The sequence below is a fragment of the Polaribacter sp. Hel1_85 genome (assembly GCF_000766795.1).
Classification (GTDB): domain Bacteria; phylum Bacteroidota; class Bacteroidia; order Flavobacteriales; family Flavobacteriaceae; genus Polaribacter.
Map to the genome: position 1 here is coordinate 117,183 of NZ_JPDS01000001.1, position 13,797 is coordinate 130,979.

Below are 13,797 nucleotides of genomic sequence, written 5' to 3' on the forward strand. Positions count from 1 at the left end.
CTATGACAAAAATTACTGCAATTATACCTACTTTAAATGAAGAAATTCATATTGCTGATGCTATAAAATCAGTAAGTTTTGCAGATGAAATTATTGTTATTGATTCATTTAGTACAGATAAAACTTTAGAAATAGCTGAAAAGCTAAACGTAAAAATCATCAAACGAAAGTTTGATGATTTTTCTTCTCAGAAAAACTTTGCTATTAATCAAGCTGAAAATGATTGGATTTATCTTTTAGATGCTGATGAAAGAGTTACCCCAAAAGTTGAAAAAGAAATTATAGAAGCTCTTAAAGATCCAAAGGATTTTGTAGGTTTTTATGTAAGAAGAACTTTTTATTTCTGTGGAAAACGAGTTGATTATAGTGGTTTTCAGAGAGATAAAGTAATTCGTTTATTTTTAAAAGAATATTGTAAATACAGTGGTCTAGTTCATGAAAAAATAGTCACTAAAGGTAAATTAGGCTTTTTTAAGAATAAGATAGATCATTTTTCTTACAGAAATTATGACCATTATATATCTAAGATGAATCATTATGCTGCAATAAAAGCAAGTGAACTACATGAAAAAGGGAAAAAAGTAAATATTTATCATGTAATGGTAAAGCCAACAGCAAGATTTTTTATTCATTATATAATACGCCTTGGGTTTTTAGATGGTTTTACTGGTTTTTTAGTTGCAAAAACACAAGCTTATGGTGTGTTAACTAGATATATTAAATTGTGGTTGTTAAATAGAGGAATAAGATAATAAGATAAAAAATAATGAAAATAATTATTTTAGCGGCAGGTATTGGTTCAAGATTAGGAAATCCGTTTCCTAAACCATTAACACCATTAAAAGATGGTAAAAGTATAATGGAAAAACAATTGTATAATATCACTAAGTATTTTGATATTAATGATGTTACTACTGTTGTTGGTTTTAAAAAGGATTTAATTATGGAAAAGTTTCCAGAAGTTAATTATGTATATAATCCTTTTTTTGATAGAACAAATACTTCTAAGAGTTTATTACAGGCTTTAAAAAAACATAAAGGTAAATCAGTTTTATGGTTTAATGGAGATGTTGTCTTTGATGAAAGATTGTTGTCTTTATTAATTGAAGATATTAATAATAAAAATTCTTTTATTTCTGTAAATACTCAAAATGTAGCAGAAGAAGAAGTAAAATACACTCTAAAAGATGGTTTTGTAAATAAATTATCTAAAGAAGTAAAAAATGCTTTAGGTGAAGCTGTTGGTATTAATTTTATTTCTTCAAAAGATTTGAATATTTTTATAAAACATTTAGAGATTTGTGATGATAATGATTATTTTGAAAAAGGCTTAGAAAATGCAATTAGTCAAGATGATTTGAAACTTAAAGTTATAGATATTTCTAAATATAATTGTATAGAAATCGATTTTAAAGAAGATCTAGAAAATGCTAATAAATTAATGTAAGTATGAAAACAGTTCTTTTCTGTATGAACCCTTATTCTTTTGGAATTTTAGAACCTATAAAGCAGGTTTTAAAAGAAAGAAACTATGAGTATATTTGGTTTGCAAGAAAAGAAGTAATTGAAAAATTTCCTTTTAAAGATGAATATGTAACTTCTAATATTCGAGAAATTATAGAATTTAAAAGTGATACACTTTTTGTGCCTGGTATTGAAGCTCCTCATTTTTTGAGAGGTGTTAAGGTTCAAACATTTCATGGTTTTGCAGGTGAAAAAAAAGGTCATTTTAGAATCAGAAAATATTTTGATTTATATCTAACTCAAGGTCCTTTTTTTACTAAAAAATTTAATCAATTAAAAAATAAATTTAAAGACTTTAAAGTTGTAGAAACTGGTTGGCCTAAACTAGATATTTATGGAAAACAATTGCATAAATTTGATTCAAATGCTCAGCAACTTAAAGAAAAATACAAGGCAAAAAAAATAATATTGTTTGCCCCAACTTTCTCACCATCATTAACTTGTGCTCCTTTTTTACAAAATGAACTTGAAGATTTAGCTACAAATAAAAACTATTTAATAGTTATTAAGTTTCATGATTTAATGTCGAAAGACTTAATTAATAAATACAAGAAAATAGCTGAAAGAAATAGCAATATTTTATTTATTGAAGAAAGAAATATTATTAAATATCTTTTAATTTCTGATTTAATGATTTCTGATACATCGTCTGTAGTGTATGAATTTTTATTGTTAGATAAACCTGTTATTACTTATAAGAATAATTCTAAAATTTTTAAATGGGATAATTCTTTAACGTATGATAAACTTTCTGAAAAGGTAGAAATTAATCTATTAAAAGATCCTTTTAAGAATCAGAGATTAGAAATTTTCAATGATTATCATCCATATAATGATGGTAAATCTGCAGAAAGAATGGTTGATGCTGTAGAAGATTATATCGAAAAGCATGGAATTCCTGAAAGAAGAAAAATTCCTTGGCTTAGAAGATATAAAATGAATAAGCTTTTTGGAAACCATTAAATTTAAATTTTTTCTACAGAAATAATAATTTTCAACTGGACGACTTACTAGTTTTTCATCAAGCATAAACTTATTAAATTTTTCTTTTATAAATTTTAAGTTTAAAAGGATAGAAAACAATAAATTTGCGTCACTTTTAAAATTATGAAATATACAGAAGCAATTTCTTCAGAAATATTTAGTGTAATATCTAAAGCATCAAAACAATTACAAATGGATAGTTATGTAATTGGTGGATTTGTACGTGATTTTTTCTTAAAAAGAGGAACCTCTAAAGATATAGATGTAGTATCAGTTGGAAGTGGAATTGAGTTAGCTCAACAAGTTTCTAAATTGTTGCCAAACAAACCAAAAGTACAGGTTTTTAAAACCTACGGAACAGCAATGTTACGATATAAAGACATAGAAATTGAGTTTGTTGGAGCTAGAAAGGAATCGTATTCTGAAGATAGTAGAAATCCTGAAGTTACAGAAGGAACTTTACAAGATGATCAAAATAGAAGAGATTTAACCATAAATGCTTTAGCTTTAAGTTTAAATGAAGATAATTTTGGAGAATTATTAGATCCTTTTAACGGAATTAAAGATTTGGAGAATAAGGTGATTAAAACACCACTGAATCCAGATATAACTTATTCTGATGATCCTTTAAGAATGATGCGCGCTATTCGTTTTACAACACAATTAAATTTTAAAATTGATGATGAATCTTTAGAAGCAATTTCTAGAAATGCGTATCGATTAAAAATTATTACAAGAGAAAGAATTGTTGTTGAACTAAACAAAATTTTAGAAGCTCCAAAACCTTCTATTGGTTTTTTATTATTAGAAAGAACAAGATTGCTAAAACAAATTTTACCCGAATTAATAGCTTTAAAAGGAGTAGAGGAAGTAGAAGGGCAAAAACATAAAGACAATTTTTATCATTCATTAGAGGTAGTAGATAATATTTCTGAATATACAAATGATGTTTGGTTACGTTGGGCGGCTTTGTTACATGATATTGGTAAGGCACCTACGAAAAAGTTTAGTAAAAAAGTTGGTTGGACTTTTCATGCGCACGAATTTGTAGGTTCTAAAATGGTGTATAAATTATTCAAGAGATTGAAAATGCCAATGAACAATAAAATGAAGTTTGTTCAAAAAATGGTGTTGTTAAGTTCGCGTCCAATTGTTTTGGCAAGTGAGGTTACAGACTCAGCTGTAAGACGTTTGGTTTTTGATGCTGGAGATGATATTAATTCTTTAATGACTTTATGTGAAGCAGATATTACTACAAAAAACCCAAAGAAATTTAAACGTTATCATCAAAATTTTAATTTAGTAAGAACTAAAATTAAAGAAGTAGAAGAAAGAGATAAAGTACGTAATTTTCAACCACCAGTTACAGGAGAAGAAATTATGAAAGCTTTTAATTTAAAACCTTGTAGAGAAATTGGGCAAATAAAAGAAGCTATTAAAGAAGCTATTTTAGAGGGTGAAATTCCAAATGAACATAAAGCTTCTTATAACTTTATGATTGAAAAAGGAAAGTCATTAGGCTTGAAAATTGATTAATCATCTTTAGCACTTAATTATAAACATAAAAAAGACCAATACTTTTAAAGTACTGGTCTTTTTTTTGAAAGATATATTCTTTTAACTTAAAGATTGCATTGTAACTAACTTAAAGTATTCTCCTTTTTTAGCTAATAATTCTTCATGTTTTCCTTGCTCTACAATCTTCCCTTTTTTCATAACCACAATCTTATCTGCTTTTTGTATGGTAGATAATCTGTGAGCAATTACTAAAGAAGTTCTGTTTTGCATCATTTTTTCTAATGCAGTTTGTACCAATTGTTCAGATTCTGTATCTAAAGCAGAAGTAGCTTCATCTAAAATCATAATTGGAGGATTCTTTAAAACAGCTCTAGCAATAGATAAACGTTGTTTTTGCCCCCCAGAAAGTGTGTTTCCACTATCACCAATATTGGTGTTAAATTTTTCTGGTAAATTTTGGATAAACTCATTCGCATTTGCAATTTCAGAAGCTTCAAAAATAGCTTCATCTGTAGCGTTTTCTGTTCCGAGTTTTATGTTATTTGCAATAGTATCATTAAAAAGAATAGAATCTTGAGTTACAATCCCCATTAAATCTCTTAAAGATTTTTTAGTGATATTTTTAATATTTTCACCATCAATTAAAACTTCTCCTTTATTGACATCGTAAAAACGCGTAATTAGATTTGCTAAGGTAGATTTTCCACTTCCAGATTGTCCAACTAAAGCAACAGTTTCTCCTTTTTTAACTGATAAAGAAAAGTCTTTTAAAACATAATCTTTTTTATATTTAAAAGAAATATTTTTAAATACAATTTCATTTTCAAAACTTTGTTTAATAATGGCATTTGGTTTGTCTTTAATACTGTTTTCAGTATTTAAAACTTGCATAATTCTTTCTGCAGATGCTTCTCCTTTTTGAATGTTATAATAGGATGTTGTAATTAATTTTATTGGATTTAAAACTGTGTAAAACAATACAATGTAACCAAAGAATTCATCTGGTTGTAAAGCACTTGTTTTAGATAAAACTTCTGTTCCTCCATACCAAAGAATGGCAATAATTGTTGCAGAACCTAAAAACTCACTCATTGGAGATGCTAAGGTTTGTCTATGAAAAACACTTGTCATTAAGTTTCGAAAAGTAGTTGTAGAATTATTGAATTTACTCTCAATAATTTTTTCTGAATTAAATCCTTTTATAACCCTTAAACCGGTTAGAGTTTCTTCTATAAAGGATAGAAAAGTTCCTGTTTCTTTTTGTGCCTTTGCAGATTTTGCTTTTAATTTTTTGCTGATTGATGAAATAATAAAACCAGAAACAGGAAGTAAAATAAAAACAAATAACGTTAGTTTTAGGCTCATAAAAAGCATAATTGCAATGGCAATAATAACTGTTAATGGTTCTCTAACAATAGTTTCTATAGATGTTAAAATTGAAACTTCTACTTCTTGTACATCTGCTGTCATTCTAGCAATAATATCTCCTTTTCTTTTTTCAGTAAAGTAAGATATTGGCAATTCTACTATTTTGTTATATAGTTTGTCACGTAAATCTTTAACAATCCCCGTCCTTAAAAACGTGATAACATATGAGGCTAAATATCTAAATAAGTTTTTCAAGAAAAATAAAGAAAGAGCCAATAAACAGATGAATAGCAAAGTATTTATTTCTCCTTCATTTTCTATTTTTTCAGATATAAAATGATAAAAATTATCTTTTAAATAACTTCCAATTTTTGTGATTCCTTCATAAGTAGGTTTGGTTGTAATCTTTTTGTCAGTACCAAAAAGAATACCTAAAACAGGTATAAAAGCTAAAACAGATAAAACATTAAAAAGAGCATAGAAAATGTTAAATACAATATTTAGTATTGTGAATTTTCTATACTTCTTTTCATATTTTAAAATGTCTTTGAAATGATTCATTAATTCAATTTCATCTCTTTAATGATTCTTTGAATTTTTGCATCTAATGCAACTTCAACATTAATAGCGTTTTTTGCAGAGTCTAATGTAGTATTTACACTAAAGTAAAATTTAATTTTAGGTTCTGTACCACTTGGTCTTGCAGCAATTCTTGTTCCTGTTTCAGTTTGATAAATTAACACATTAGATTTTGGTAAATCAATGTTTGTTACTTCACCAGTTATTAAGTTTTTTCTTGTTGAAGCTTGATAGTCTGAAAGTGTTTCTACTTTTTCTCCATCAATTTCAGTTAATGGGTTATTACGCATATCACTCAACATTTGCTGAATTTCTGCAGCACCATTCATTCCTTTCTTTACAATAGAAATTAAATGTTCTTTATAAAAGTTATTTCTAATATAGATGTTTAGTAATTCTTCATAGAAAGAACTTCCACTTTGTTTTGCATAAGCAGCAACTTCACAAGCTAAAAGAGTTGCTGTAACTGCATCTTTATCTCTTACAAAATCACCAATCATGTAACCAAAACTTTCTTCACCACCACCAATAAAATCCATAGATTCATGATCTCTAATCATTTTAGCAATCCATTTAAAACCAGTTAAACCAACTTTGGTAGCTACACCATAACTTGCTGCAGCTTTATTTACTAATTCTGTCGAAACAATTGTAGAACCTACAAACTGATTGCCGTTTATTTTACCTTCTTCTTTCCATTTTTTTAGTAAGAATTCAGTCATAACAACCATTGTTTGGTTACCATTCATCAATTTCATGTTTCCATCTAAATCTCTTACAGCAACACCTAATCTATCACAATCAGGATCCGTACCAATTACAATATCAGCGCCTAATTTGTTTGCTAAATCAGTTGCCATTTTTAAAGCTTCTGGCTCTTCTGGATTTGGAGATTTTACTGTTGGGAAATCACCATTTGGAGCTCTTTGTTCTTCAACAATATGAACATCAGAATATCCTGCTTTTGCTAATGCATCTGGCACAGAAACAATAGATGTTCCATGTAAAGAAGTAAAAACAATTTTTAAATCATTACGATTAATTTTATCAGATAAACAACCGTTTTTAACAGAACCATCAATAAAGGCGTCATCAACATCTTTACCAATAACTTCAATTAAATCTTCTTTTGCATTGAAATTAATTTCTGAAAAATCTAAAGCATTTACTTTTGCAATAATTCCACCATCATGAGGAGGAACAATTTGTCCTCCATCTGCCCAATATACTTTGTAACCATTATATTCTGGCGGATTATGAGAAGCTGTTAATACTATACCAGCATCACAACCTAAATGACGAACAGCAAAAGACAACTCTGGTGTTGCGCGTAAATCTTCAAAAAGATATACTTTTATATTATTTGCAGATAAAACATCTGCTACTACTTTAGCGAATTTTTTACTATTGTGTCTACAGTCGTAAGCAATTACAACACTTAGTTGTTCTTTTTTTACGTTTTCTATTAAGTAATTAGACAAACCTTGAGTAGCTCTACCTAATGTATATTTGTTTATTCTATTAGTTCCTGCCCCCATAACTCCACGCATTCCACCAGTACCAAATTCCATGTCTTTGTAAAACCTGTCTGCTAATGCATCTGGGTTATTAGAAATTAATTCTTGAATTTCTGTTTGAGTTTCAGCATCAAAAGTTGATGTTAGCCATTGTTTTGCTTTGTCTAAAATATCTTTCATAGAATCTAAGATTGTGTTTATAAAAAAAACAAATATACTATTTAGAAATTGAGTTTTTCTTTAATGGTATAGTGTTTTTCGTTACTTTTTGTTTTTATTATGAGTTCTCCAATAAAACCGGCTAAAAATAGAAGAGTTCCTAAAATCATAGAAGTTAGGGCTATAAAAAACCAAGGATTATCTGTTACTAATATTGTTTTGATGCCATTAAAAACTTTGTATAGTTTGTAGGCTCCAATATAAAATGCTGATGTTATTCCAAAAAGAAACATTAATGTTCCCCAAAGCCCGAAAATGTGCATGGGTCTTTTACCAAATTTTGATAAAAACGAAATGGTAATTAAATCTAAAAAACCGTTTATAAAACGATCCATTCCAAATTTAGTTTCTCCGTATTTTCTTGCCTGATGTTGCACTACTTTTTCACCAATTTTAGTAAAACCTTCGTTTTTTGCTAAAACAGGAATGTATCTGTGCATTTCTCCACTAACTTTTACAGATTTAATTACTTCATTTTTATAGGCTTTTAATCCGCAATTAAAATCGTGTAATTTTAATCCTGAAGTTTTTCTTGCTGCAGCATTAAATAGTTTGGATGGAATGTTTTTAGTAATAACATTATCATAACGTTTCTTTTTCCAGCCAGAAATCAAATCGAAATCTTCATCAATAATTAAACTAAATAAATCTGGGATTTCTTCTGGATTATCTTGTAAATCAGCATCCATAGTAATAACAACGCGACCTTGTGCTAATTCAAAACCAGCATCTAATGCTTGAGATTTTCCGTAGTTTTTTTGAAATCGAATTCCTTTTACTTCGGTATTGTGTTCAGATAACTCTTCTATAACTTTCCAAGAATTATCTGTGCTACCATCATCAATAAAAATAATTTCATATAAATAACGATTGGATTGCATAACTTTTGCAATCCAATCGTATAATTCTTTTAAAGATTCATCTTCGTTAAGAAGTGGTATTACTACCGAAATATCCATATTTTGTAGTTACAAAGTTTAAAGTTGTAAAGTTAACTGGTTTCAAAACAATTTTTGTAATAGCTTTAAAACTTTATTAACTAATTAACTTTTATAAGAACTTAATAGTTTTCCTCTTCAGACTTTTTCATAACAGCAGCAATAATTGCAGATATTACAAATCCTAAGAAAGCAGACATTGCTAAAATCATTGCTGATAAAATTCCAGGAGTTTGAAATTTATTAGCCATTTCTGTAGCACCTTCTATTTGTTCTTCAGTCATACCAGAATCTAACCAAGCAGTTTGCTGTACTTCCATAGCTTGTTGTTGATAAGTTGGGTCAATATAATTCATAAAAATTAATGTATACACAATAGCTATTACTGCACTAATCATGGTAATTCCCATTCCTATTTTAACACCTTGTCCCCAAGAGATAAAACCACCATTTGCTTCCTTAAATTTTTTAATACCAATTATAATAAGAGCAATCATAGCAATAAAACTAGCAAGACTGTTAACCCATTGTAATTCGATTAAACTCCCTGAAGCAAAAAGAGCTAAGTGAACAATTATACCAATAACACCTAGGTATAAACCGTAATTTAAGATAATACTTTTACTACTTGCTTGATTTTCCATTATTCTAATAATTTAGTTAGTTATACAAATATATTGATTTCATTTTTGATAGTTTTTATTTTTCGAAAAAGATTATAGACTATCATAACAATACATTAGTATTCAAGTTGTTGAAATTGTTACATAAAAATAATACTTTTTTTAATTGTTTAAATAAAAATCTATTGTAAATTTGCAGCGGCAAGTCCTACACAACTAGCTCCCTTTGAATCCTCCAGGGCGGGAACGCAGCAAAGGTATTAGGTTGTAGCAGTGTGATGTAGGTAGCTTGCCATTTTTTATGCGCTAAAGTTTCGTTCTAGAAATTTGCCTTTTTCCATTTTAACTTTTTAACTTTACAACTTTTAAAATAAAACATATTATGTCTAAAGTTGTATTAATTACTGGAGCTTCCTCTGGAATAGGAAAATCGATTGCTACTTTTTTATCAGAAAAAGGATATAAAGTTTATGGAACAAGTAGAAACCCTAAAAACACAGCAGATTTTTCTTTTGAACTAATTGCATTGGATGTATTAAAAGTTGATACGATTAATAGTGCTATCGATTTGATCATAAAAAAAGAAGGAAGATTAGATGTTTTGTTAAATAATGCAGGAATGGGAATTACAGGTCCTATTGAAGATACACCAACTGATGAAATGCGTGCTGTTTTTAATACGAATGTTTTTGGTGCAATTGATGTAATGAAAGCTGCTTTACCGCAAATGCGTAAACAAAAATCGGGTACAATTATAAATGTAACTTCTATTGCAGGTTATATGGGTTTACCTTTCAGGGGATTGTATTCTGCCACAAAAGGAGCTTTAGAAACCATTACAGAAGCAACAAGTATGGAAGTAAAACCTTTTGGGATTAACGTTGTAAACGTTGCTCCAGGTGATTTTGCAACAAATATTGCTGCAGGAAGATATCATACACCAGTTTTTGAGAATTCTGCTTATAAAGATAATTATCAAATGAATTTAGATTTAATGGATGCGCATGTAGATGGTGGAATGGATCCTTTAGAAATGGCAAAAGCGGTTTATAAAATTATAAATTCTAAAAAACCTAAAATTCATTATAAAGTAGGTGGGTTTATGGAAAAATTCTCAATCGTTTTAAAACGTATTTTACCAGATAGAACGTATGAGAAGATTTTGATGAATCATTATAAATTATAGTCTTAACATTTTTTATTTCTTTGTTTATAAGTGGTAAAAAATAGTTTTATTTCACTTATAAACTTTATAAGCAAGTAACTATCTTTGCGTTAGGGATTGGAGCATTTGTTTGAGCTCTTTTGTGAAGAATGAACAAAAAGCGAGTGCGTAAAGCCCGTTAAAACGCCCAAAACATAACAATTACAATTAAATAAATACAAATGAAATTTTTTATCGATACTGCAAATTTAGAGCAAATTAAAGAAGCGCAAGCTTTAGGAATTTTAGACGGTGTAACTACAAACCCATCTTTAATGGCTAAAGAAGGAATTACTGGTGAAGCTAATATTATTAACCATTACAAAGAAATTTGTGAGTTGGTAGATGGTGATGTTTCTGCAGAAGTAATTTCTACAGATTTTGATGGAATGGTTAAAGAAGGTGAAGCATTGGCTGCTTTAAATCCTCAAATTGTGGTAAAATTACCAATGATAAAAGACGGTGTAAAAGCATGTAAATACTTTTCTTCTAAAGGAATTAAAACAAACGTAACGTTGGTGTTTTCTGTTGGTCAGGCTTTATTGGCAGCAAAAGCAGGAGCAACGTATGTTTCTCCTTTTTTAGGACGTTTAGATGATATTTCTACAGACGGAATGAACTTAATTTCTGAAATTAGACTTGTTTTTGATAACTATAAATTTGAAACTCAAATTTTAGCTGCATCTGTAAGAAATACAATGCATATTGTGAATTGTGCAAAATTAGGATCGGACGTTATGACTGGACCTTTAAGTGCAATTGAAGGATTATTAAAACATCCTTTAACAGATAGTGGTTTGGCTAAATTTTTAGCAGATTACCAAAAAGGAAACTAGAAGCCCCTTTAATTCCCCAAAGGGGAAAAACTGTTGCGATATTGGTATTAAAAAAATAATAACAATTTGAAGCAATTACCCGCTTTCGCTACTTGCTTTTTTTACCTAAAAAGGGCAAAAAAGAGCTCAAACAAACCGCTCAATCGGGGCTAAACTTGTTTGAAAGCTAATAGTAAAACTAAAAATTATAAGAACTCCAAATTTATTAAGTTTGGAGTTTTTAAAAAAAAGATTAGTTTTTTTGAATGAAAAAAGATAAGGTACATTTTTCCGGTACAAGTTTTTCCCCATCGGGGAAATTAAAAGGGGCTTTTCCAAAAAAAGAACTCGCACAAATTGTAATTTCAGCTTGTCATCAATTTAAAATTGATACAGTTGTTATATCTCCAGGTTCACGAAATGCTCCATTAACTGTGGGTTTTTCTAATCATCCAGAAATTGAAGCTTTAAGTGTTGTTGATGAGCGATGTGCTGCTTTTTTTGCATTAGGAATTGCACAACAAACTCAAAAACCAGTGGCAATTGTTTGTACGTCTGGTTCTGCTTTACTGAATTATTATCCTGCAATTGCAGAGGCTTTTTATAGTAATATTCCATTAGTTGTAATTTCTGCAGACAGACCCAAGCATTTAATTGATATTGGTGATGGACAAACGATTCGTCAAGAAAATGTGTTTGAAAATCATATTTTGTTTTCTGCAAATTTAATTGAGGACTCAAAATTTAAAACTCAAAATTTAGAACTTATTTCGGAAGCTTTACAAATTTCTGTATCACAAAAAGGACCTGTACATATAAATGTGCCTTTTGATGAACCTTTGTATGAAACAGTGAAAGAATTACAGCGTTTTAGTTTTCCAAATGTCACTTCGAGCGCAGTCGAGAAGTCTCTTGATTACAATAAACTTGCAAAAATTTGGAATGCATCAACAAAAAAAATGATTTTAGTTGGTGTAAATTATCCTGATAAAGATTTGCAAAAATTAATGGATGATTATGCTGATGATAATTCTGTTTTAATATTCACAGAAACAACCTCAAATTTACATCATAAAAAAGCAATCAATTCTATAGATCAATTGATCTTTTCTTTGGATGAAAATCAGTTTGAGGCTTTAAAACCAGAAGTTTTAATCACTTTTGGAGGAATGATAGTTTCTAAAAAAATAAAACAATTTTTAAGAAAATATCAACCAAAACATCATTGGAATATTGATGCTAAAAAAGCTGTTGATACTTTCTTTTGTTTATCAGAATTTATACAAACAAATCCTGTAGATTTCTTTTTTAATTTTAGCAAATGCATTTCAGAAAAAGAAAGTGAATATCAACAAAAATGGTTGCAGTTTCGTGATGAAAAACGAGTGAAACATCAACAATATTTATCAAAATCAGTACATTCAGATTTTAAAGTTTTTGAACAAATTTTAGAAAGTGTTCCTAATCATAGTCAGTTGCAAATTAGTAACAGCTCAATTATTAGGTATGCTCAATTGTTTACAATAAAAGATACATTACGTGTGTTTTGTAATAGAGGAACAAGTGGAATTGATGGAAGTACAAGTACTGCAATTGGCGCTGCTTTTGCGAGCAAAAAACAAACAATTTTTATCACTGGAGATTTGAGTTTTTTCTATGATAGTAATGCGTTATGGAATAAGAATATTCCTAAGAATTTTAGAATTATTTTAATTAATAATTCTGGTGGTGGAATTTTTAAAATTATTCCAGGACCAAAATCTACAAATGCAACTAAGTATTTTGAGACTCCACATTGTTTAACAGCAGAACATTTGTGTAAAATGTATGAGTTCGATTATTTAAAAGCATATTCTACAGAAACAGTAACAGCACAACTAAAAGGTTTTTATGAAACATCACAAAAACCAAAAATATTAGAAATTTTCACGCCAAGTGAAGAAAATGATTTAATTTTAAAAGAATATTTTAAACTGATACAGTAATGGATTTACAAGAAGACTTTAGAGAAGGAGAAGATAATTTACAAGAAGGAGAAGAAAACTCTCAAGAACCAGAAATGTACTTGAAAGAAGGAGATAAAGTAAACTTAGTAATTGAAACTGAAACAGGTTTGGGTTATATTGTTTTAATAAATGAAGAATTTGATGGTTTGCTTTTTAGAAGTGAAGTTTTTCAGGAGTTAGAAGAAAATATGGAAGTTACTGGTTATATAAAACAGATTCGTGAAGATGGAAAAATTGATGTTTCTCTTCGTCCACAAGGTTTTAGAAATGTTATTGGTTCTGATGTAGAAAAAGTTTTACAAAAGTTAAAAGATAGTAGAGAAGGCTTTATTTTAATTACGGATAAAAGTTCGCCCGATTCAATTCGTTTTCATATGAAAATGAGTAAAAAAGCATTTAAAAAAGCAGTTGGTAATTTATATAAACAAAAACTAATAACTATTGAACCTGATAGAATTGTCTTGGTGAAATAATAAGTCTTTAGTAAGCAGTTTTCAGTAAC

General features: G+C 28.7%; 12 protein-coding genes and 1 other RNA gene. 9 read left to right on the forward strand and 4 right to left on the reverse strand.

The window, feature by feature from the left end:
* The first annotated feature begins 2 nt into the window (after nt 1-2).
* The 4 genes from PHEL85_RS00590 (at nt 3) to PHEL85_RS00605 (ending at nt 4,044) form a co-directional block, all read left to right on the forward strand.
* The gene (locus PHEL85_RS00590; protein ID WP_036819725.1) at nt 3-752 is read left to right on the forward strand and encodes a glycosyltransferase family 2 protein; all 750 of its coding nucleotides are present in this window, start codon (nt 3-5) and stop codon (nt 750-752) included.
* Between the two features lie 14 nt (nt 753-766).
* Nucleotides 767-1,447: an NTP transferase domain-containing protein gene (locus PHEL85_RS00595; RefSeq protein ID WP_036819727.1), complete on the forward strand. Its 681-nt coding sequence runs from the start codon at nt 767-769 to the stop codon at nt 1,445-1,447.
* Between the two features lie 2 nt (nt 1,448-1,449).
* Complete coding sequence (locus PHEL85_RS00600) at nt 1,450-2,487, forward strand: CDP-glycerol--glycerophosphate glycerophosphotransferase (RefSeq protein WP_036819729.1); 1,038 nt, start codon at nt 1,450-1,452, stop codon at nt 2,485-2,487.
* A gap of 144 nt (nt 2,488-2,631) precedes the next feature.
* Complete coding sequence (locus tag PHEL85_RS00605) at nt 2,632-4,044, forward strand: CCA tRNA nucleotidyltransferase (protein ID WP_036819732.1); 1,413 nt, start codon at nt 2,632-2,634, stop codon at nt 4,042-4,044.
* An 81-nt stretch (nt 4,045-4,125) separates the two neighbouring features.
* Here PHEL85_RS00605 and PHEL85_RS00610 read toward each other — a convergent pair whose 3' ends face one another.
* From PHEL85_RS00610 to PHEL85_RS00625, 4 genes are all read right to left on the reverse strand, one after another.
* Nucleotides 4,126-5,955: an ABC transporter ATP-binding protein gene (locus PHEL85_RS00610; RefSeq protein WP_036819735.1), complete on the reverse strand. Its 1,830-nt coding sequence runs from the start codon at nt 5,953-5,955 to the stop codon at nt 4,126-4,128.
* Nucleotides 5,955-7,670 (reverse strand): phospho-sugar mutase, encoded by a 1,716-nt coding sequence (locus tag PHEL85_RS00615; RefSeq protein ID WP_036819738.1) that lies wholly within the window; start codon nt 7,668-7,670, stop codon nt 5,955-5,957. The genes PHEL85_RS00610 and PHEL85_RS00615 overlap by 1 nt, the downstream gene beginning before the upstream one ends.
* A gap of 41 nt (nt 7,671-7,711) precedes the next feature.
* The gene (locus tag PHEL85_RS00620) at nt 7,712-8,668 is read right to left on the reverse strand and encodes a glycosyltransferase family 2 protein (protein ID WP_036819742.1); all 957 of its coding nucleotides are present in this window, start codon (nt 8,666-8,668) and stop codon (nt 7,712-7,714) included.
* Between the two features lie 101 nt (nt 8,669-8,769).
* Entirely contained in the window at nt 8,770-9,291 is a 522-nt protein-coding gene (locus tag PHEL85_RS00625) for a DUF4199 domain-containing protein (RefSeq protein WP_036819743.1), read from the reverse strand.
* A 178-nt stretch (nt 9,292-9,469) separates the two neighbouring features.
* On the opposite strand from PHEL85_RS00625, the gene ffs reads away from it, so the two are divergent.
* The 5 genes from ffs to PHEL85_RS00645 all read left to right on the forward strand — a co-directional run bounded on the left by ffs (nt 9,470) and on the right by PHEL85_RS00645 (nt 13,768).
* Nucleotides 9,470-9,568: signal recognition particle sRNA small type (gene ffs, locus PHEL85_RS17540), an RNA gene on the forward strand.
* Between the two features lie 84 nt (nt 9,569-9,652).
* Nucleotides 9,653-10,456, forward strand: coding sequence for an SDR family oxidoreductase (locus PHEL85_RS00630; protein WP_036819744.1), 804 nt, complete (start codon nt 9,653-9,655; stop codon nt 10,454-10,456).
* Nucleotides 10,457-10,656: 200 nt separating this feature from the next.
* Complete coding sequence (gene fsa / locus PHEL85_RS00635; RefSeq protein ID WP_036819749.1) at nt 10,657-11,310, forward strand: fructose-6-phosphate aldolase; 654 nt, start codon at nt 10,657-10,659, stop codon at nt 11,308-11,310.
* Between the two features lie 245 nt (nt 11,311-11,555).
* Nucleotides 11,556-13,274: a 2-succinyl-5-enolpyruvyl-6-hydroxy-3-cyclohexene-1-carboxylic-acid synthase gene (gene menD / locus PHEL85_RS00640; RefSeq protein WP_081965048.1), complete on the forward strand. Its 1,719-nt coding sequence runs from the start codon at nt 11,556-11,558 to the stop codon at nt 13,272-13,274.
* The gene (locus tag PHEL85_RS00645; RefSeq protein ID WP_036819752.1) at nt 13,274-13,768 is read left to right on the forward strand and encodes a hypothetical protein; all 495 of its coding nucleotides are present in this window, start codon (nt 13,274-13,276) and stop codon (nt 13,766-13,768) included. Before menD ends, PHEL85_RS00645 begins: the two co-directional genes overlap by 1 nt.
* Nucleotides 13,769-13,797: the final 29 nt, after the last annotated feature.